The sequence below is a fragment of the Pseudomonadaceae bacterium SI-3 genome (assembly GCA_004010935.1).
Lineage (GTDB): Bacteria > Pseudomonadota > Gammaproteobacteria > Pseudomonadales > Pseudomonadaceae > Stutzerimonas.
This window is the reverse complement of sequence record CP026511.1, coordinates 1,255,010-1,276,160: the sequence shown is the minus strand read 5'-3', so window position 1 is coordinate 1,276,160 and position 21,151 is coordinate 1,255,010. Positions and strand designations below refer to the sequence as shown.

Below are 21,151 nucleotides of genomic sequence, written 5' to 3'. Positions count from 1 at the left end.
CTGCGCCGGCTGATGCCAGGTCTGCTGCTGGTTACGCTGGCCGGCTGCATGCCGCCTCGGCAGCCGCTTCCGCCTGAAGCCGCGTTCACCCCACCGGCAGACTGGCGGGAACCAGGCTCAAACATGGCCGACGTCTCCGCGACCTGGTGGCAGGCGTTCGGTGATGCTCAGCTGACGGCGCTGGTCGAGGCGGCACTGGCGCACAACACCGAGGTGCTGAGCGCCGCCTCTCGCGTGGAACAGGCACGTGAACAGATCCAGCTGTCGCGGGCCGCGCTGCTGCCATCGCTCGACGCGGCGCTGGGAGCGCAACGCACCCGCGAACTCAGCGTACTGGGCATGACCCATACCACGGCCGTGCAGCCGTCATTGCAGGTGTCCTACGAGGTCGACCTCTGGGGACGGCTACGGCGCTTGAAGGAAGCGGCGCAACTTGAATATCGCGCGACCGAAGCCGAGCGCGACGCCGTCAGGCTGGCAGTGGCAAGCACCACTGCCCGAGCGTATGTGTCGCTGCTGTCGTTGGACCGCCAGCTGTACGTCACACGCGAAACCATCAATTCACGCCGAGAGGCGCTGCGTGTCGCCGAGGACCGCGCAGCCCTCGGCTACACCTCGCAGCTTGAACTGACCCAGGCGCAATCGGAATACGAAGCCGCCGCCGAATTGCTGCCGCAGCTGCAGCAGGCCATCCGGGAGCAGGAAAATGCCCTGCGCCTGCTCACCGGTCGCTTCCCAGGGGACGTGGAGCGCGGCGCCGGGCTGCTAGCCATCGAGCCGCCTCCGGTGCCGGGCGTGCTGCCTTCGGAGCTGCTGCGCCGCCGCCCGGACATCCAGCAAGCCGAGCTGCTGCTCGCGGCCAGCAGCCTGAATCTGCAGGCCCAGCGTGACCGATTCCTGCCGCAGGTACAGCTGTCTGCCAGTCTCGGTCGGCTGTTCGTCAACTCACTCGATTACGACCCGGTGCGTGTCTGGGATCTCGGCGCCAGCGTGCTCGCCCCGATCTTCGATGCTGGCCGCCTGGAGGCAGGCTTGAACATCGCGGTCGCCCAGCGCAACCAGGCGGCCTTCGCCTACCGCGCCGCGGCGCTGGACGCCTTCAGGGAAGTGGAAAACAGCTTTTCGGCGGTCAGTAATCTGCGCCAGCAGCTCGCGCGCGTCGCGGCTCGCCGCGCCGTACTCGAGCGCTCCCTGACCTACGCTGAGGACCGCTACCGCGCGGGCTATTCGTCCTACCTGGAGACCCTCGATGCCCAGCGCAACCTGTTCAATACCGAACTGGCGGCCGTACAGCTCCGCGAGAGCCGGCTCAATGCGCTGATCAGCCTGTATCAGGTGCTTGGTGGTGGGTGGCAGCGGACTGTTCCGGATCACCCTGGCTGACGTACACGGCCATGACGCGCCCTCGCCAGCGCATCGAGCAGCGCTTCGACAATCAGGAATATCAACAGACTGGCGCCCAGAACCGGCAGGCAGATGCCAAACAGCAGGGCAAGCACCAGCGTTGTACCCAAGGTCCGTGGCGACAACGCGCCCAATGCCTGTAACACTCTGACTCGCCGCGCCGCTGCACGTCGTCGCCACCACATCAGGTAACCCAAGGCCACCATTGTCGCCAAGCCAAGCGCAGTCACTGCGAGCAACAGCTGATTGGCCAGACCGAACAGCGCCCCCATATGCGCATCGATCCCCCAACGCGTCAGCTTGGCGGCGACAGGAAAGCTCGCGAAATCGGTGCGATCGGTGATCTGCAGCGTGCGCGGATCGATGGCCACGGCATCGACCTGGGTAGGCCAGCTGCGGTCGATCTCGGTCACCGTCCAGGCACGATTCGGCCCGGCGGCGGGCATGATTTCGACCTTGCCAGCGTTTATGCCGCCCTCACGTGCAGCGCGCAGCACGCTGTCGAACATCTGCGGTTCAGCGGTTCGCGCCACCGGCATGGCCATCCCGGTGTGGTGCGCGTGTTCACCCGCCGCTTTTACCGCTTCGCCATCCAGCGCCGTGGACACACTCGGCGTCGACATGCCCAGCGCCGCCCGCGCGACTCCGATGTTGTCGCCCGCCCAACGCGACCAGGTCAGGCCCGTGGCAGAGAAAAACAGCAGCCCGATCAACAGGCACAGCCCCAGCGTGGCGTGCCAGTGCCTCAAGCCTTTTGCGCGGACCGCACCCGGCGTGTGTTGCCTCCGGATGTACCACAACGCAAAGCCACCTAGCGCCGCGACCCACAGCCAGGAAGCGGCCAGTTCGCTGTATATCCGGCCCGGTTCGCCGAGCAGCAGGCTGCGGTGGAACTGGTCGAGCCAGGTACGCAGCGGCAAAACACCGCTGGTGCCATAGACCAGCAGATCACCGCGGACCTCGGCAGTGACCGGATCGATGAACACCGCTCGGCTCTCCGACTCGCCGAGCGCCGGTGCTTTGAACATCACTCGGGTGGTGTGTCCGGCCTCTGGTGCCGGGCGCACCGCTGAAAGCGTCGCCGATTCACCGATATGGGCCTGGGCAATCTCGATCTGTCGGGCCAACGGTTGCGGCGTGCCGGTGCTGTCGGTGTACAGCTGCTCGGCGTAGAGCCGATCTTCCAGTTGCGGTGTCAGCGCGTATACCAGGCCGCTCAGCGCAGCGATAAAAATGAACGGGCCGACCAGTAGCCCGACGTAGAGATGTAAACGAACCAACAGGGCCAGCAGCGATTGCTGCGTGCGGGAAACCATGGGTGGCGCTTGGGGGCGGGCGCCAGCGGTACTTGAAGTCATGACTACTTACTCGATCGAAATGGCTGCAGCTTCTCTGTAGGAGCCAGCTTGCTGGCGATCAATGGTGCTCCAGTGGATCGGGATCGCAAGCAAGCTCGCTCCTACAAAGGCGGGACCGTATTTTTCGCTCTGCCGGCCGGGACGTAGGCCTGCAGCAAGGGCCAGCAATCAGCGGCGGCACGCATACGTGACCACCGATGGCTACCGGACAGATCAGGGGGGGTTGATCAGGCGAGCGGGGATGCGCGGGGATTCAGTGCAGGCCAACGGTAACGCGGCGACAGCTGCGGCGCAGTTACCGTGGGCAGGCTGCCGGCCCGTACCAGATGAGGTTGATGGAGCACCGGCGAGCCGGTCGTAATCGCAGCGAGAGATGCCGAACCCGCCGCACAGCAGCAGGGCATCCCCTGGTGATGACTGGGCTTGGGCGTAGATTCATCGACGTGGGCGTGCTGGACGTGTCCGCTGTGATGCTGGCTGGCCTCGGCCATTGGGCAATGCCCGCCCGTACCGTCCATGCCTTGCATATGCGCGGCCATCAGCGGCATCGCGAACAGATGCAGCAGAACGGCAAAGGCCGCTATCCAGATAGGCGCACGACTAGGGCGACGCATACGGGCAAGCTCCAGCAGAAGCGGAAAGCGCCAGGCGTATTGCGCGCTGACGCAGTGAGTTTACTGGGTTGTCTTGGCTTTGCTGCGTTTGGCCGGCTTTTCCTGCACAGCCTTGCCGCTCGCCTCGCCTTTTAACGTAATCCAGGTCGGCGCGTGGTCGCTGGCATGCTCCTGGTCCCGCACCCAGCGATCGACCCCGGCATCGATCAGCCGTGGCGCCAGATCGGCGCTGAGTAGCAGGTGATCGATGCGCAGGCCGGAGTTCTTCTGCCAATGCTGGCGAAAGTAATCCCAGAACGTATAGATGCGCTCGTCCGGATACTTGGCGCGCAGTGCGTCGATCCAACCCTGCGCCAGCAGCCGCTCGTAGCATTCACGGCTCTCAGGCTGCAGCAGCGCATCCTTGGTCCAGGAGCGGGGATTGTAGATGTCTTCGTCGGTAGGCACGACGTTGTAATCGCCAGCCAGCACCACGGGATGGCCATTGTCGAACAACCCGGCGGCGTGTTTGATGAAGCGTTCGAACCAGGCGAGTTTGTAGTCGAACTTCGGCCCCGGCTGCGGATTGCCGTTGGGCAAATAGAGGCAGGCGACAATCACCCCGTGGGCGGCAGCCTCCAGGTAGCGGCTGTGGGTATCGTCCGGATCGCCCGGCAGGCCGCGGCGGATTTCCAGCGGGTCGTCGCCCTTGGACAAAATGGCCACGCCGTTCCATGACTTCTGCCCGTGCCAGATGGCGCCGTAGCCGGCCGCGCGGATGTCATCGATGGGGAAATCGGCGTCCTGCGCCTTCAGCTCCTGCAGGCAGACCACGTCTGGCTGTTCGCGCTCCAGCCATTCGAGCAGGTTGGTCCGACGGGCACGGATGCCGTTGATGTTGAAGGTGGCAATTTTCAGGGAGTCCACGGGTAGCCTCGCGCCGAGAAATGACCCTTGCTGTGACTCGCGGCGGCCTGCCGTGGTTCGACGTGCTCGGTCACGCGGTGGGCTGAAGCCCACCCTATAGACCAGAGCAACGCTAAACCCGCATCAACGATACACCCACACCCGTAGGGTGGGCTTTAGCCCACCAAACATGCGTGTGGCCCCCGGTGGGCTGAAGCCCACCCTACGGATCGGAGTGATACGAAACCCACCCCAGCCATACATCGACACACGTAGGGTGGGCTTTAGCCCACCACAAGGTGCATGGAGGTTCGGCTCAACGCACCTCCCAGTAGCCAGGCGCGTTGTAGACCTGTTTCAGGTAGTCGATGAAAAAGCGCACCTTAGCCGGCAGGTAGCGCTGTTGCGGGTAGACCGCCTGGATGTCGTAAGCCGGCAAGGCGAACTCGTCGAGTACCGTCACCAACTCGCCGCGCTTGAGCTCGGCCTGAATTTCCCAGGTCGAGCGCCAACCGATGCCCAGCCCCTGCTTGACCCAATCGAACAGGAGCTCGCCGTCGTTGCAGTCGAGGTTGCCGGCCACGCGCACCGCTACCTGCTTGCCGTCACGCAAAAAAGTCCAGCCACGCTGTTGCCCGCCCTGCAGGTTGAACGCCAGGCAGTTGTGTCGTGAGAGTTCCTCCAGGGTACGCGGCACGCCCTGCCGCTCGAAGTAGTCCGGCGAGCCACAGACCACACGGCGGTTGGGAAATAGCTTGATGGCGACATAGTTGGGGTCGGTCACCTCGCCGATGCGGATGCCCATGTCGTAACCGTGGCGCACCAGATCGACCACGCTGTCGGTGAAGTTGAACGACAGCTGCAGGTCCGGGTAGCGCGCCTGGAAGGCCGGCGCGTGCGGGCCGATGTGCCGACGGCCGAATGCCGCGGGCGCCGATATCACCAGGTGCCCGCGCACCGAGGTGCGGTCATGGCTGATGCTGGCATCGGCTTCGTCGAAGTCCTTGAGCAACCCACGGGCACGCTCCAGGTACTGCTCGCCAAGGTCGGTCAGCGCCAGCCCGCGCGTCGAGCGGTGCATCAGCTTGACGCCCAGGTGTCGCTCCAGCGCATCGAGTCGGCGGCCCATCACCACCGGCGTCACGCCTTCCTTCAGCGCAGCGGCGGCAAAGCTGCCGTTTTCAGCGACCAGCACGAAGCTGTGCAGGGTTGTATAGCGATCCATTCGATACTCCTGATATCGACAGAACTGAAGTTTCGGCCAATTCCCTCGTTCCGGCCAGCCCTTCATGCTTGGGCCACGTATAAAAACTATCGAAACAGAGCCATTCACGATCTTGCGAGCTAGAGACCTGCAAGGCAAAAGCAGGCGAGGAAGCGGAGTTTGCTGTTGCAAATGAGCATTCCGAGCCTGGTTTTAACGCAGCAGGGCCGACGCGCAGCAGATCGTGAACAGGTTCTAAGCCAAGAGGAACGACAGATGGCCCGAATGAGAGCAATCGATGCCGCCGTAGCGGTATTGCGCAAGGAAGGCATCGATACCGCCTTCGGCATCCCCGGTGCCGCGATCAATCCGCTGTATTCCGCCCTGCGCGCCGACGGCAGCATCCGTCACATTCTGGCTCGCCACGTCGAAGGCGCCTCGCACATGGCCGAGGGCTACACCCGCACCAAGGCCGGCAACATCGGCGTGTGCATCGGCACCTCGGGCCCGGCGGGTACTGACATGATCACCGGCCTCTACTCGGCCTGGGCCGACTCGATCCCGATTCTCTGCATCACCGGCCAGGCGCCGCGTGCACGGCTGTACAAAGAAGACTTCCAGGCCGTGGACATCGAATCCATCGCCAAGCCGGTCACCAAGTGGGCCGTGACCGTGCGTGAGCCGGCATTGGTGCCGCGCGTGTTCCAGCAGGCCTTCCACGTGATGCGCTCCGGTCGCCCCGGCCCGGTGCTGATCGACCTGCCCTTCGACGTGCAGATGGCCGAGATCGAATTCGACGTCGAGACCTACGAGCCGCTTTCGGTCTACAAGCCGGCCGCCACTCGCAAGCAGATCGAGAAAGCCATCGACATGCTCTGCGCTGCCGAGCGCCCGCTGATCGTCGCGGGCGGCGGTATCTACAACGCCGGTGCCGAAGCCTTGCTGGTTGAATTCGCCGAGACCGTTGGCGTGCCGGTGATCCCGACGCTGATGGGCTGGGGTTCGATCCCGGACGACCATCCACTGATGGCCGGCATGTGCGGGCTGCAGACCAGCCACCGTTACGGCAACGCCAATATGCTGGCCTCGGACTTCGTGCTTGGCATAGGCAACCGCTGGGCCAACCGCCATACCGGCACGGTCGAGGTCTACACCAAGGACCGCACCTTCGTGCACGTAGATATCGAACCCACCCAGATCGGGCGGGTGTTTTCACCGGACTTCGGCATTACTTCTGACGCGGGCGCTGCACTGAAGCTGTTCGTCGAAATCGCCAAGGAACGCAAGGCCGCAGGCAAGCTGCCGGATCGCACGCCCTGGGCTGCCGACTGCATGGAGCGCAAGCGGACGATGCTGCGCAAGACGCACTTCGACTCGGTGCCAATGAAGCCGCAGCGCGTGTACCAGTGCATGAACAATGCCTTCGGCCGTGATGCCTGCTACGTCAGCACCATTGGCCTGTCGCAGATCGCCGCCGCGCAATTCCTGCACGTCTACAAGCCGCGCCATTGGATCAACTGCGGCCAGGCCGGCCCGCTCGGCTGGACGATTCCGGCAGCGCTGGGCGTGGTCGCAGCGGACCCGACCCGCAAGGTGGTGGCGCTCTCGGGCGACTACGACTTCCAGTTCATGATCGAGGAGTTGGCCGTGGGCGCGCAGTTCAAGCTGCCCTACATCCACATCCTGGTGAACAACGCCTACCTCGGCTTGATCCGCCAGGCGCAGCGCGGCTTCGAGATGGATTACTGCGTGCAGCTGGGCTTCGAGAACATCAATGCCGACCACAGCGGCATGGAAGGCTACGGCGTGGACCACGTCGCCGTGGTCGAAGGGCTGGGCTGCAAAGCGATCCGCGTGTTCAAGCAAGAAGACCTGCGCCCGGCCATCGACCAGGCCCAGGCCTGGATGGCCGAGCATCAGGTGCCAGTGGTGATCGAGGTGATCCTCGAACGAATAACCAACATCTCCATGGGCACCGAGATCGACGCCATCAACGAATTCGAGCCGCTGGCCGAGAGCCGGGAGGACGCACCGACTGCGGTCGCGTTGCTCGATTGATGGAAGACCACCGCCCGTAGGAGCCAGCTTGCTGGCGATCCCGAGCGCCATTGCCTGCTGATCGCCAGCAAGCTGGCTCCTACGAAAAAAGCTGTAACCAAAACCGTTTGGATGTCGCGAAGCGCATCCACAACGCATATCCCGACGGGATTGGAAGCGTCACGAGCGCAGGCGAGGCAAGGCGGAAGCGAACGAGAAAGCGGAGTTTACGCATGTAAATGAGCATTTCGAGTTCGGTTCCAACGCAGCATCGCCAAGCGCAGTAGCTTCCAGCCCGATCGGGGATGTCCCTACAGACAGAAGGAAACTCATATGCCCCGCTTTGCCGCCAACCTGTCCATGCTGTTCACCGAGCTGGACTTCCTCGACCGCTTCGCAACCGCTGCCGAAGCTGGCTTCAGCGGTGTCGAGTACCTCTTTCCCTACGACTACCCGGCCGAAGAAATCAAGGCACGCCTGGACGCCCACAACCTGACCCAGGTGCTGTTCAACCTTCCAGCCGGCGACTGGGCCAATGGTGACCGCGGTATCGCCTGCGATCCCGAGCGGGTCGAGGAATTCCGTGCGGGCGTCGACAAGGCCATCGCCTACGCCAAGGTATTGGGCAATACCCAGATCAACTGCCTGGCCGGTATCGCACCCAAGGGCGCCGACCTCGGCAAGCTGGAGATGACCTTTATCGAGAACCTGCGCTACGCGGCGAAGAAGCTCGAAGCAGAAGGCATCCGCCTGATCATGGAGATGATCAACACCCGCGACATCCCGCGCTTCTTCCTCAACAACACCTCGCAGGCGTTGGAGATCCGCGACAAGGTCGGCAGCACCAACCTGTTCCTGCAGTACGACATCTATCACATGCAGATCATGGAAGGAGACCTGGCGCGCACCATCGAGAACAACCTGGCAGTGATCAACCACGTGCAGTTGGCGGACAACCCTGGCCGCAACGAGCCAGGCACCGGCGAGATCAACTACCGCTTCCTGTTCGAGCACCTGGACCGCATCGGTTACCAGGGCTGGGTCGGCTGCGAGTACAAGCCCGCCACCACCACCGCGGCCGGCCTCGGCTGGATGAAAACGCACAACGCTATCTGAACTGACGCGACTCAAACCGGATTAGAGGAAAAAACTCATGGCTAAGATTGGATTTATCGGCACCGGCATCATGGGCCTGCCCATGGCTCAGAACCTGCAGAAAGCAGGCCACAGCCTCTTTGTTTCGACTCACCACGATGCGGCGCCGGCAGCCCTGCTCGAAGCGGGCGCCGTTGCCCTGGCCAACCCGAAGGAAGTGGCGCAGGAAGCCGAGTTCATCATCGTGATGGTGCCGGATACCCCGCATGTCGAAGACGTGCTGTTCCGCGAGAACGGCATTGCCGACGGCGTCGGCCCGAACAAGCTGGTGATCGACATGAGCTCGATCTCACCCAGCGCCACCAAGGCGTTTGCCGAAAAGATCAACGCCACCGGCGCCCAGTATCTGGATGCACCGGTCTCCGGCGGTGAAGTCGGCGCCAAGGCCGCAACGTTGTCGATCATGGTGGGTGGTAGCGAGGAAAGTTTTGCCCGCGCCCTGCCGCTGTTCCAGGCCATGGGCAAGAACATCACCCTGGTCGGCGGCAATGGTGACGGCCAGACCGCCAAGGTCGCCAACCAGATCATCGTGGCGCTGAACATTCAGGCGGTGGGCGAAGCCCTGCTGTTCGCCGCGAAGAACGGTGCCGACCCAGCCCGCGTCCGCGAAGCACTGATGGGCGGTTTCGCCGGTTCGAAGATTCTCGAAGTGCATGGCGAGCGCATGATCAAGGGCACCTTCGATCCGGGCTTCCGCATCAGCCTGCACCAGAAGGACTTGAACCTGGCTTTGGCCGGTGCCCGCGAGCTCGGCCTGAACCTGCCCAACACGGCTAACGCGCAGCAGGTCTTCAGCACCTGCGCAGCCATCGGTGGCAGCGGCTGGGATCACTCGGCGCTGATCAAGGGGCTGGAGCACATGGCCAACTTCTCGATTCGCAAGGATTAAACAGAAACTTCAGCCTTCGAGCACGTTGGCCAAGCCAAGCGGCCCACCTTCAGGGACAGACAGACCAGGTGGTGGGAACCGCAACGTTTGGCCCAGCGATGCTCAAAGGGTCGGATTGGAGTTGCGCGGGGTCGGAATCACAGCGTCCCCCACTACCTCAGCCCAGCGCACCTGCGGTCCGATCGCTGCCCTCGGGCGGCACCCCTTTCGACCTGCTCGGCACGAGGAGTCACGGCCTGACTGCCGGGTGGGTCGATTCCAAACCTTAGGACTTGCTTTTGTACTTGCATAACCGAGCCCTAAGGTCTGGAATCGGGCACCTGACCTAATAGATGGAGTTGTACATGAACCTCGAACCGCAAGGCTTCCTGCGCGACCTGTTCACCGCCGCCATCGATGCTGCCCATCCACGCCAGGTGCTGGCCGACCATTTGCCGGCTGACCGCAGCGGCCGGGCCATCGTCATTGGAGCAGGCAAAGCGGCAGCCGCCATGGCCGAAGCCATCGAAGCGGTCTGGGAAGGCGAGCTCTCCGGACTGGTGGTAACGCGTTATGGTCATGGCGCCGATTGCCGCAAGATCGAGGTGGTCGAGGCCGCGCATCCAGTGCCGGATGATGCTGGCGAGCGCGTTGCCCGGCGCGTGTTGGAGATGGTCAGCAACCTCAAGGAAAGCGACCGAGTGATCTTTCTGCTTTCCGGCGGCGGTTCCTCACTCCTGGCACTGCCAGCCGAAGGCATCAGCCTTGCCGACAAACAGGCGATCAACAAGGCGCTGCTGCGCTCCGGCGCGCACATTGGCGAGATGAACTGCGTACGCAAGCACCTCTCGGCGATCAAAGGCGGCCGTCTGGCCAAGGCTTGCTGGCCAGCCAGCGTCTACACCTATGCCATCTCCGACGTGCCGGGCGACGAAGCAACGGTGATTGCCTCCGGCCCGACCGTGGCGGACCCAACCACCTCGGCCCAGGCGCTGGCGATTCTGGCGCGCTACAACATCGAGATCCCCGGTAACGTCCGTGCCTGGCTGGAAGATCCTCGTTCGGAAACCGTCAAAGCAAACGACCCGTGCCTGTCGCGTAGCCATTTCCAGCTGATCGCCAAGCCGCAGCAATCCCTTGAGGCGGCGGCCGAAAAAGCCCGCGCAGCCGGCATCACGCCGCTGATCCTGGGTGATTTGGAAGGTGAGTCGCGGGAGGTGGCCAAGGTCCACGGCGGTATTGCCCGTCAGGTGGTGCTGCATGGTCAGCCGCTCACCCCGCCCTGCGTGATCCTGTCCGGCGGCGAGACCACCGTGACGGTGCGGGGTAACGGTCGTGGCGGCCGCAATGCCGAGTTCCTCCTGGGTCTGACGGAAAACCTCCAGGGACTGCCCAACGTGTATGCGCTTGCTGGCGACACCGATGGCATCGACGGCTCGGAAGACAACGCCGGCGCCCTGATGACCCCGGACAGCTATAGCCGCGCCGAAGCCCTGGGCCTGAAAGCCGCCGACGAACTGGCCAACAACAACGGCTATGGTTACTTCCAGGCGCTCGATGCGCTGCTGATGACCGGGCCGACACGGACCAACGTCAATGATTTCCGCGCCATCCTGATCCTGCCGTCGTCCCGCTAGCGGGGCACCGGCATGCACGGTCCATAACCACAACTGCCGATAGAGCCTGCCATGACACCCGACAAGAAGGTCAAGATTCTCGCCACCCTGGGCCCTGCCACGCGCAGCATCGATGATGTGCGCGAGCTGGTGGAAAACGGGGTCAATCTGTTCCGCCTCAACTTCAGCCATGGCGAGCACGCCGACCATGCCGAGCGCTTCGGCTGGATTCGCGAAGTGGAACGTCAGATGAATCAGCCGATCGCCATTCTCATGGACCTGCAGGGGCCCAAGCTGCGCGTCGGTCGTTTTGCTGAGGGCAAGGTGCAGCTCAAGCGCGGACAGGCGCTGCGCCTCGACCTCGACCCGACGCCGGGCGACAGCAGTCGGGTCAACTTGCCGCATCCTGAGATCATCGATGCGTTGCAGCCCGGCATGAGCCTGCTGGTGGACGACGGCCGGCTGCGGCTTACGGTTACCGCCAAGCACGCCGACGCGATCGACACGCGCGTGGTCGCCGGTGGTGAACTGTCCGATCGCAAGGGTGTAAACGTGCCCGAAGCAGTGCTGGATCTGAGTCCCTTGACCGAGAAGGATCGTCGTGACCTGGCGTTTGGCCTGGAGCTGGGCGTCGACTGGGTGGCGCTGTCCTTCGTCCAGCGTCCGCAGGATATTCACGAAGCCCGCGAGCTGATCGGCGACCGCGCCTTCCTCATGGCCAAGATCGAGAAGCCTTCAGCGGTGCAGCACCTGCGAGAAATCGCGCGGCTCTGCGATGCGATCATGGTGGCGCGTGGCGACCTCGGCGTCGAAGTGCCGGCAGAAAATGTCCCGCGGATCCAGCGCAACATCGTCCGCACCTGTCGGCAGCTGGGCCGGCCGGTAGTGGTCGCGACGCAGATGCTCGAATCGATGCGTTTCTCACCGGCGCCGACTCGGGCCGAGGTCACCGACGTGGCCAATGCCGTGGCTGAAGGCGCCGACGCAGTGATGCTCTCGGCGGAAACCGCCTCCGGCGAGTACCCGCTGGAAGCCGTGAGCATGATGAGCAAGATCATCCGCCAGGTGGAAAGCGGCCCGGACTACCAAGCGCAGCTGGACGTCAATCGGCCAAGCGCCGAGGCCACCCTGCCCGATGCGATCAGCTGCGCCATTCGGCGCATCAGCGGCATCCTGCCGGTTGCGGTGCTGGTCAATTACACCGAATCAGGCCGCTCCAGCTTGCGCGCTTCGCGGGAGCGGCCGGCCACGCCGATCCTCAGCCTGACGCCAAATCTGACGACCGCACGCAAGCTGACCGTGGCCTGGGGCGTTTATTCGGTGATCGACGCACGCATGTACGACATGGAGCAGGTCTGCCTCAACGCGCTCGAACTGGCGCGTGCTCAGGGCATGGCGGGCACAGGCGATACCGTCGTGATCACTGCGGGCGTGCCGCTCGGCCAATCTGGCACGACCAACTCGCTGCGTATCGAAACGCTCAACTAACCCGTCCAGCGAAACTTGCGCCGGTGGAGTCACACTCATCGGCGCAGACCTGCGCGCCCTTCCGACGTGCCCATGCACCTTCATCTCACTTATCTGATCCGCTCGACACTCAACGGCATCAGCCAGGTCTTTTTGCAGCGCCATCTGGGCTGCGGCCTGCTGATCCTGGTTGCAATCGGCCTGCATGATCGCGCGCTGCTGGCCGGCGCCCTGCTCGGGCTAGTCAGCGGCACCTGCATGGCATGGGGACTCGGTTATCCGCGTGACGATATCGAAAGCGGCTTGTACGGCTACAACGCCGCGCTGCTGGGGCTGTTGGTCACCCTGATGCTTGGTCTTGTGCCGCTGGCCTGCCTGCTGGCGATCCTGTCTGGCGCTCTGTCGACTCCCGTGCAGCACCACCTGCTCAGACGTATGCGCGAGCGGCGTAGCCTGCCGGGCCTCACCCTGTCCTTCGTACTGTTGGGTTGGTTGGCGATGGGAGTCTGTGGTGTGCTGGATGGCGTTGTTGAGGCGCGCGTACCCGACCATCAACTGGATGGGTGGGGTGCGCTCGGCGGAATAGTGAAAGGACTGGGTCAGGTGCTATTTCTTGCAGATCCGCTGGCGGGACTGTGCCTGTTTGCGGCGTTGCTGCTGGCTGATCGACGCGCTGCAGCGTGGGCGCTATGCGGCTCGGCGGTCGGCATTTACGTAGCGTTGCTGGCCGGCGCCTCCGAGCCAACGGCCCTGGCCGGGCTGGCTGGCTACAACCCAGCGCTGGCAGCTTTGGCGTTGAGCCAGGTCCACCGCTCGCCACTGGTGCCAGCACTGGGCATCGGCTTGGCGATCATCTTCCGCCTGTTGTTCGATCAGCTGGGCCTGCCGCCGCTGACCATGCCCTTCATCCTCGCCTGCTGGGCGGTCACGCTGGGCAGACGCCAGCATCAGCGCCGAGGCGAGTTGCAGCCGTGCTGAGTGTTAACCCTTGTTAGCCCTAGGGTCCTGGTCCCGCGGGTAGGTCCGTTCCTCTTCGATTTTGCCTTCGAGGGTGTGGATTTTTACGGAGGCGGTGCGCAACTTCATGTAGTCGCGGGTCTCGTTGATGATGTCTTCCTTGGTCGCCGCTTCGAGCAGCGCGCGCTTGTCGCCCTCCTCGCGCAATACCCAGCGATCGTCATCGTGCGTGATGTGGTAGTTCTCCATGTTGCCCTCCGTCATTCATCGATAGTCAAACTTATAGAACGCTGCGGTTGCTGACCGTTCGATCGGTCGCTGTTGGCACCCGAATACTGGGTTCAATCTACCCCTCAGGGTTCAATAAACCCAGATAGCCGGGGTCAAAACAACCCTCACCGCTCTGGGGTCCTTGATTCCGGTCAATTTCAGCCTGGAACGATTATTGAAACAGCATGGATACCTGTCCCGGTTGCGTGGTCACCACGCCGCCTTATGAGAGACAGCCTTATCGATGACTGGAGCCTTCCATGCTTTGCGCCGAACACCGTGCCCTTATCACCGCCACCGTCCCGTTGCTGGAAAGCGGCGGCGAAGCCCTCACCGATCATTTCTACAAACTGATGCTGGCCGAATACCCAGAGGTCCGCCCGCTGTTTAACCAGGCGCATCAGGCCAGTGGTGACCAACCGCGTGCGCTGGCCAATGGTGTGCTGATGTACGCCAAACACATCGACCGCCTCGATCAGCTCGGCGGCCTGGTCTCGCAAGTGGTCAACAAGCATGTCGCCCTTCAGGTCTTGCCGGAGCACTACCCCATCGTTGGTTCCTGCCTGTTGCGAGCGATCCGCGAGGTGCTCGGCAGCGATGTCGCGACTGATGAGGTCGTTGATGCATGGCGCGCCGCCTATGAGCAGCTCGCCGATATTCTCATCGGGACTGAAGAGGCGCTCTACAACGCGACAGCCGAGGCGCCTGGTGGCTGGCGTGGAGCGCGGCGCTTCCGGGTCGCACGCAAGGTAACCGAGAGCAGCGAAATCACCTCTTTCTATCTGGAGCCGGAAGACGGCGGTCCGGTGGTTGAGCACAAACCAGGGCAATACATCGGCCTGCGTCTGCTAATCGATGGGCAGGAGATCCGCCGCAACTATTCGCTATCGGCCGCGAGCAACGGCCGGGACTACCGGATCAGCGTCAAACGCGAACCCGGCGGGGTGGCTTCCAGCGCTCTGCACAGGATGCAGCCTGGCGAGACGCTGGAGCTGTTCGCGCCGGCTGGAGACTTCACCTTGCAACCCGGTGACAAGCCGCTGGTGCTGATCAGCGGCGGCGTTGGTATCACCCCGACGCTGGCGATGCTCGAAGCCGCGATAGGCACCCGCAGGCCGATTCACTTCATCCACTGCGCCCGCAACGCTGAAGCGCATGCCTTCCGCGACACCATCGACCAGCTCGCCGAGCAACACGGTCAGCTCAAGCGCTTCTACTGCTATGACGAACATAACGGCGAGGAGCAGCAACCAGACGCCATCGGGCTGCTGACCGAAGCACGACTGGACGCCTGGTTGCCGGCCGAGCGCGACCTGGACGCGTACTTCCTCGGGCCAAAACCCTTCATGGCAGCGGTGCGTCGGCAACTGCACGCACTCGGGGTGCCGGCTCAGCAGGCGCGGCATGAGTTCTTCGGACCGGCAAGCGCACTGGAGTAAACCCGGACGGGCCAGTCCAAGGGCTGGTCCACTCCCATCACCGACACGAGGAGTTTCCCATGTTTATGCAATCACTCGACTCGCACCGTCTGCTGACTGTCGCCAACTTGTCGATGGCACTGGGGGTGCTGCTGCTTCTATTGGGCATCGCCGGCGCTTATGTATTTGATGACCACCTGCTGCTCGGTGCGGTGGTGGCCAGCCATGCCTTGGTGATTCTAGGCCCGACCGCGCTGAAGATCGGTTACGTGATGCGTCTGCTGGCACAACGCCAACTTGCATTGGTGGCTTAGCCTGGCGAATGGGGGCGGCGAAATTTCTGACCCGTTAAATAACGTCATTGCCCTTTACCGCTTCGTTGTAGTTGCACTTAGCCATGAACCGTCATGGGACAACCACTCGTCCGCAGTTCTTTAAAAAACGGAAACTACTGGCCTGCTCCTCCGCTCTGAAATCTTGAAGGCTGATGAAGTTGTTCAGTCCCGCAGAAAGTCTTGTCCATTGAGGAGAGTAAGACATGGCAAACAAAAATCCTGGCAACTTTGCAAATGACCGCGAAAAAGCGTCTGAAGCAGGCAAGAAGGGCGGCCATAACAGCGGTGGCAACTTCGCCAATGATCGTGAAAAGGCCTCCGAAGCCGGACGCAAAGGCGGACAGAATAGCCACGGCGGTGGTCGCAACAGCAACAGCTGATGCTATAGGTACCAAGGGGCAAAGGTTAAACCTTTGCCCTTTTTTGTTGCCCACTAATTTCGTATTCGCAACTAGCCGAAGTTGGAATGGTGTTTTTCTCACGACAATAAACCGACACCAAAACTTGGCCATTTGCTTGAATCTTCAATTAGCTTCAACAAATAAACCATCAAGCGAGGAACTAGCGATATGAACACTTCTAATCATGGCACCTCGTCAACGAACCCTGGCGATGAAGCAGCGCCAGGGACGCCGGGCACCGGTGAAAATATCTGCCCTGTATGCAACGGCAGCGGCCGTACCGATGCAAGAGAATGTAAAAATTGCGGCGGCACCGGTAAGGTGATCGAAGGCATCGGCGGAGCCTGATCCCGCCTCCGCAACCAGGAAACAGCCCATGCGTGTCAGCGCCTTCTCCGAACGAATCATCCAGAGCCTGCTGGACACCGACTATTACAAGCTGACCATGATGCAGGCGGTGCTGCACCACTACCCAAACGCCGAAGTGGAGTGGGCTTTTCGCAGTCGATCCGAAGAAGACCTGACACCTTATCTGGGCGCCATCCGGGAACAGCTGGAAGCATTGGCGGAGCTGCGATTCGAACCGCAAGAACTGGCGTTCCTTGAATGCATTCAATACATGCAGCCGGATTTCATCCGGTTCCTCGGGCTGTTCCGCTTCGACCCCCGCTACGTGCGGGTGGAGCTTGAAGACGGCGAGCTGGTGGTCTACCTGCGCGGCCCCTGGCTGCATGTGATCCTTTTTGAGGTGCCGCTGCTGGCCATCATCAGCGAGGTGCGCAACCGTGCCCGCTATCCGCAGGTAACGCTGGGGCAGGCCACCGACCGTCTGGAAGAGAAGCTGCAATGGCTGCGCGACGAAGCCACGCCCGCAGAGCTGGCCGGTTTCAAACTGGCCGACTTCGGCACGCGCCGCCGCTTCTCGTTCGGCGTCCAGGCTGCGGTGGTCGAACGGCTGAGCGAGGCGTTTCCCGGACACTTCGTCGGTACCAGCAACGTGCATCTGGCGCGCACACTGAATCTCAAACCCATGGGCACCATGGCACATGAGTGGATCATGGCCCACCAGCAACTCGGCCCCCGACTGATCGATAGCCAGAGCGCGGCATTGGACTGCTGGGCACGTGAATATCGCGGTGCGCTGGGCATCGCCATTACCGATTGCATCACCATGGACGCCTTCACGGCGGACTTCGATCTGTATCTGGCGAAGCTGTTCGACGGTCTGCGCCATGACTCGGGCGACCCGGTCGAATGGGCGGAAAAAGCCATCGCCCACTACCGCCAGCTGGGCATCGATCCGATGACGCGGCAATTGGTGTTTTCCGACGGACTGGATTTCCCAAAGGCGCTTAGTATCTACCGCGCCCTGGTCGGGCGCAGTAACACCAGTTATGGCATCGGCACTCAGCTGACCTGTGACATACCCGGAGTCGAACCGACCAACATGGTGATCAAGATGACCAGCTGCAACGGTCAACCAGTCGCCAAGATCTCAGACTCACCGGGCAAGACCATGTGCCGGGACGAAGCCTTCGTTAGCTACCTCAAGCATGTGTTTGGGGTGAAACACTGACCCGCTCAAGCGGCTGATAGAGGCTCTTCAAATGGCTCGCCTGGCGTTTCGAAACATACGCGGTTGCGCCCGGACATTTTAGCCAGGTACATCCGCCTGTCTGCCAGGTCCAGCAATTCTTCCGCGCTTTCGGCGAAGTCAACGCAACGCTCAGCCAAGCCAATACTGGCAGTGACGGGGCTGCCGTCAGGACGCGCGCCAAGGCCGTCCTTGACCATGCGAGCGAGCGCCAAACGCGCCTGTTCGCGGTCGGTGTCAGGCATGATCACGACGAACTCCTCGCCCCCCCAGCGCAGCAAGCTGTCGGTGCTGCGCAAGCTGGCCAGCATCTGCTGGGTACATTCGCGCAGCACCTGGTCGCCGGCGTCATGGCCGAAGCTGTCGTTGATCCGCTTGAAGTGATCGAGATCGATGAAGGCAACGGCAAGGCCGGTGTCGTGACGTCGTGCGGTGTCCCACTGCAGTTTCAGGATCTCCTGCCCGCTGCCGCGGGAAAAGACGCCGGTGAGCGGGTCTCGAATGGCCTGGCGCACCAGCGCGATCATGAAGGCCAGCTGGCTGAGACTCGCCAGTGACGTAACCCCGGCGATGAGTATCAGCAACCAGAATCCGCCCGCATAGGAAGGCCAGTTGAGCGTCGTCCACGACAGATAGCCCGCCAGTGCGTGCGCCAGAAGCAGGACGGACGCCATGACGAGGTTCTCTAGCAAGGTCAGCGGGAATATGGCCAGTCCGGCCATCAGCACGAAGGGCAGGAACGCATACCCAGTGGCTACCACTGCCGAGACCTGGGTGAGCTGATAACCCCCGAGCAACGTATGCGAAGCGATATAAAACACCGTGGGAATGGCGAACAGCAGCGCAACCGCCCGATACGCATCAAACAGATTGCCGCTGGGCCGATAGAACAGCAGCAGACAGGCAAAGGCGGCGCAGGCGAGCAGTCGCAAGGTTGCCAGTCCGAGCCAAAGTGGATAGGTGAAAACCATCAGATCGATGATCCCCCACACCGGCGTCAGCACCGCGAAAAGAAACGCGAAAAGCCTGACCCGGTTGACGATCAGGGTCGCGCGACGCTGGCTCATCAGCATGGAATGGCGGTGTGGAATGACCAGCTTCATGAACTCAGTGGACCTGAGCTCACTGGGCAGCAATGTAGCCAGGCGGTTCAACAGCAGATCGATCAAGGACGGCATTTTTATAGTCACCCGACTGGAGCATTGGAGCGGCCGTCCACGTCCTCGTGCCAGCCGCGCCGAATAGTAGCACTTAGCCATTAAAGCGCCGCATCATCCGAAGACCTTTGCTAACCCCCGCTGTCAACCGAAGGGCCCGCTAAATGACAACGCCGCGTAAAACCCTCATGTTTTATGCGGCTTTGATGGTTAGCGGCCTTTGCCGATCGCTCTATAGCAATACAGTCATAAAATTTTGTAACAAACCGTTTGGCCCCTCCTTTACGCCAGTAATCCGTTCGAGCGACAGCAAATCGCCCGCTAAATGACGCTTTAGAGCGCTTATGTCTTCCTAAATTGGCGACTAGCTTGGCTGGTGTCGGAGCTACAACTTCGGCTGCCAAACAAGAATAATAAGGAGATACCCAGTGCAAAGCGCTCTCAAGCCCCTCGCCCTCGCCATTTTGCTGGCGGGCGTATCCGCTGTAGCAAATGCGGATACCAGCCCATATAGCCAATTCGTTAACTTCGGCGACTCGCTGAGCGATGCCGGCAACTTTCCAGACGTTGGTAGCCCCCTATTGGGAGGAAACCCAACAGGGGGTTTACGCTTTACCAATCGCACTGGCCCGACCTACGCGGCCAACAACACCGAATATGCGGGACAGGTTGTTACCCAGCTACTCGCTAATCGCCTCGGACTGCAGGCGTTGCCATCGACGCCGATCCTGCCGCGCCTTCTAACAGGCAATCCGGACGGTACCAACTACGCGGTAGGTGGTTACCGTACGGATCAGATTCTTGACTCGCTCATCGGTACCTCGACCGTCGACGCTGGCGGTGGACTATCACGCAGTCGCCCGGGATATCTGGTGGAAAACCCACGAGTCGACCCGAATGGCCTGTACTACCTCAACGGTGGTGCCAACGACATTTTCCAGCTTCAAACCAACCCTGTGACTATGGCGCAGGCTGCTGGAAATATGGTTGCGGCAGTCGGCGCACTGCAGGCGGCCGGTGCACGCTATATCGTCATCTCCGACCTGCCGGATGTGGGCAACACCCCGTTAGGTAACAGCCTGCCGGGCTTTAGTAACGTATTGAACAACCTAAGCGACGCGTTCAACGCTGAACTTGCTGCTGGACTCCAGGCGCAGGGCGGCAACTACGTCCTGTTGAACAATCGGCTGTTGCTCTCGGAAGTTCGCGCCGACCTCGCTCGCTACGGATTCGATCCGACCATCAATCAAACTTCGGTCTGCTTTGATGGAGGCGATTGCCCGCTCGACCCGACTTACGGCCTGGGTAGCGCCAACGCCGACCCGAGTCGCCTGCTATTCAACGATCAGGTGCATCCAACTACCGCAGTCCACCAAATAAGCGCCGACTATGTCTATTCGATTCTTTCCGCACCGGCAGAGGTGTCACTGCTGCCCGAAATGGGCCGCTCCGCGCTGCGCAACCACTTGCAGCTACTGGGCAACGAGCTCGCTGCCCAGCACGGCAACTGGCAGTCGGTAGGTGGATGGCGAACCTTCGTCCAAGGCGGTTACAACCGGCCGGAGTACGATGGCTTCGGTGGCGGCGATGGCGACAGTCCGACTCTGGCAATCGGCATGACCAACCGTGTCAGCGAGCACTGGCTGGCGGGCCTCAGCCTAGGCCTGGCGCAAAACTCCCTGAGCCTTGGTGAAGGAGACTCGGACTTTGACATGCGCAGCTATCTAGCGACTGCGTTCGCCAGCTATCAACAGGACCGTTTTTTTGCCGACCTCAATGCCAGCGCTGGCTATCTCGATTACGACTCACTGGACCGGAACTTCTCTTTGGGTATAGCGGAGCGCTCTGAGAAGGGCAGTACGGAAGGTGTGGTCTGGGGCGTTTCGGCCAAGACCGGCTTCAACCTGATGCAAATGAGTGATCCGGTACAGTTCGGCCCGTTCATCGGTGCCAGCTATCAGAAAATCGACGTGGACGGTTATAGCGAACAGGGCGCCAGCTCGACCGCTTTGACCTATGAAGACCAGGAACTCGATTCACTTCGTTTGTCGGTTGGCCTGTTTGGCAATTACGCATTGACGGAGCGCACTCGACTGTTTGGCGAGGTTGCACGCGAGGTCGAGCGAGAGGATGAGAAGCGCGAGGATCTGCGCATGTCATTGAATAGCGTAGCAACTAATAGCTTCGAGCTACCGGGTGCAATCCCGACTGGCGACCAAACCCGCTTCAGTGTTGGTATCGCTCATCAGCTGACGGCCGGGGTCAGCATTCGCGCTAATTACAACTACCAGGGCAATGACAACCGCAACCAGGGAGTTGGTGTATCCCTGGCACTGGACCTGTAAACCGCCACTCCTCGTTTGGCTGACTCGCCTGGCCGCTGCGCATATACGCAGCGGCTTTTTTTCTTA

At 61.9% G+C, this 21,151-nt stretch carries 19 protein-coding genes; 13 read left to right on the top strand and 6 right to left on the bottom strand.

The window, feature by feature from the left end; translation table 11 throughout:
* A complete protein-coding gene (locus C1896_06150) occupies positions 1-1,383 on the top strand; it encodes a hypothetical protein (protein ID AZZ47547.1) in 1,383 nt (460 codons plus the stop codon).
* Here C1896_06150 and C1896_06145 read toward each other — a convergent pair.
* The 4 genes from C1896_06145 to C1896_06130 all read right to left on the bottom strand — a co-directional run bounded on the left by C1896_06145 (position 1,371) and on the right by C1896_06130 (position 5,486).
* The gene (locus C1896_06145; GenBank protein ID AZZ44533.1) at positions 1,371-2,720 is read right to left on the bottom strand and encodes a hypothetical protein; all 1,350 of its coding nucleotides are present in this window, start codon (positions 2,718-2,720) and stop codon (positions 1,371-1,373) included. The genes C1896_06150 and C1896_06145 overlap by 13 nt on opposite strands.
* Positions 2,721-2,989: 269 nt before the next feature.
* Positions 2,990-3,376, bottom strand: coding sequence for a hypothetical protein (locus C1896_06140; protein ID AZZ44532.1), 387 nt, complete (start codon positions 3,374-3,376; stop codon positions 2,990-2,992).
* A gap of 60 nt (positions 3,377-3,436) precedes the next feature.
* Positions 3,437-4,282 carry an exodeoxyribonuclease III gene (xth, locus tag C1896_06135; protein AZZ44531.1) on the bottom strand — a complete coding sequence of 282 codons (846 nt, stop codon included), beginning with the start codon at positions 4,280-4,282 and terminating at the stop codon, positions 3,437-3,439.
* A gap of 295 nt (positions 4,283-4,577) precedes the next feature.
* Positions 4,578-5,486: a LysR family transcriptional regulator gene (locus C1896_06130; protein AZZ44530.1), complete on the bottom strand. Its 909-nt coding sequence runs from the start codon at positions 5,484-5,486 to the stop codon at positions 4,578-4,580.
* A gap of 255 nt (positions 5,487-5,741) precedes the next feature.
* Between C1896_06130 and gcl the strand changes: the two genes are divergently transcribed.
* The 6 genes from gcl to C1896_06100 all read left to right on the top strand — a co-directional run bounded on the left by gcl (position 5,742) and on the right by C1896_06100 (position 13,586).
* A complete protein-coding gene (gene gcl, locus C1896_06125; GenBank protein AZZ47546.1) occupies positions 5,742-7,523 on the top strand; it encodes a glyoxylate carboligase in 1,782 nt (593 codons plus the stop codon).
* A 312-nt stretch (positions 7,524-7,835) separates the two neighbouring features.
* On the top strand, positions 7,836-8,618 hold the full coding sequence (gene hyi, locus C1896_06120) for a hydroxypyruvate isomerase (protein AZZ44529.1): 783 nt from the start codon (positions 7,836-7,838) through the stop codon (positions 8,616-8,618).
* 37 nt (positions 8,619-8,655) lie between these two features.
* Complete coding sequence (locus C1896_06115) at positions 8,656-9,546, top strand: 2-hydroxy-3-oxopropionate reductase (protein ID AZZ44528.1); 891 nt, start codon at positions 8,656-8,658, stop codon at positions 9,544-9,546.
* A gap of 344 nt (positions 9,547-9,890) precedes the next feature.
* Positions 9,891-11,162: a glycerate kinase gene (locus tag C1896_06110; protein AZZ44527.1), complete on the top strand. Its 1,272-nt coding sequence runs from the start codon at positions 9,891-9,893 to the stop codon at positions 11,160-11,162.
* Between the two features lie 51 nt (positions 11,163-11,213).
* Positions 11,214-12,629, top strand: coding sequence for a pyruvate kinase (gene pyk, locus C1896_06105; GenBank protein ID AZZ44526.1), 1,416 nt, complete (start codon positions 11,214-11,216; stop codon positions 12,627-12,629).
* 72 nt (positions 12,630-12,701) lie between these two features.
* Positions 12,702-13,586, top strand: coding sequence for a transporter (locus C1896_06100; protein ID AZZ44525.1), 885 nt, complete (start codon positions 12,702-12,704; stop codon positions 13,584-13,586).
* A gap of 3 nt (positions 13,587-13,589) precedes the next feature.
* On the opposite strand, the gene C1896_06095 is transcribed toward C1896_06100, so the two are convergent.
* A complete protein-coding gene (locus tag C1896_06095; GenBank protein ID AZZ44524.1) occupies positions 13,590-13,814 on the bottom strand; it encodes a hypothetical protein in 225 nt (74 codons plus the stop codon).
* 281 nt (positions 13,815-14,095) lie between these two features.
* Between C1896_06095 and C1896_06090 the strand changes: the two genes are divergently transcribed.
* The 5 genes from C1896_06090 to pncB all read left to right on the top strand — a co-directional run bounded on the left by C1896_06090 (position 14,096) and on the right by pncB (position 17,565).
* Positions 14,096-15,274 carry an NO-inducible flavohemoprotein gene (locus C1896_06090; GenBank protein ID AZZ44523.1) on the top strand — a complete coding sequence of 393 codons (1,179 nt, stop codon included), beginning with the start codon at positions 14,096-14,098 and terminating at the stop codon, positions 15,272-15,274.
* A gap of 59 nt (positions 15,275-15,333) precedes the next feature.
* Positions 15,334-15,567 (top strand): hypothetical protein, encoded by a 234-nt coding sequence (locus C1896_06085; GenBank protein ID AZZ44522.1) that lies wholly within the window; start codon positions 15,334-15,336, stop codon positions 15,565-15,567.
* A 224-nt stretch (positions 15,568-15,791) separates the two neighbouring features.
* Positions 15,792-15,968: a general stress protein gene (locus C1896_06080; GenBank protein ID AZZ44521.1), complete on the top strand. Its 177-nt coding sequence runs from the start codon at positions 15,792-15,794 to the stop codon at positions 15,966-15,968.
* Between the two features lie 189 nt (positions 15,969-16,157).
* Positions 16,158-16,337 (top strand): hypothetical protein, encoded by a 180-nt coding sequence (locus tag C1896_06075; GenBank protein ID AZZ44520.1) that lies wholly within the window; start codon positions 16,158-16,160, stop codon positions 16,335-16,337.
* Positions 16,338-16,365: 28 nt separating this feature from the next.
* Entirely contained in the window at positions 16,366-17,565 is a 1,200-nt protein-coding gene (pncB, locus tag C1896_06070; GenBank protein AZZ44519.1) for a nicotinate phosphoribosyltransferase, read from the top strand.
* Between the two features lie 5 nt (positions 17,566-17,570).
* On the opposite strand, the gene C1896_06065 is transcribed toward pncB, so the two are convergent.
* A complete protein-coding gene (locus tag C1896_06065) occupies positions 17,571-18,761 on the bottom strand; it encodes a GGDEF domain-containing protein (protein ID AZZ44518.1) in 1,191 nt (396 codons plus the stop codon).
* A gap of 407 nt (positions 18,762-19,168) precedes the next feature.
* On the opposite strand from C1896_06065, the gene C1896_06060 reads away from it, so the two are divergent.
* The gene (locus tag C1896_06060) at positions 19,169-21,085 is read left to right on the top strand and encodes an autotransporter domain-containing esterase (GenBank protein ID AZZ44517.1); all 1,917 of its coding nucleotides are present in this window, start codon (positions 19,169-19,171) and stop codon (positions 21,083-21,085) included.
* The last annotated feature ends 66 nt before the right edge of the window (positions 21,086-21,151 follow it).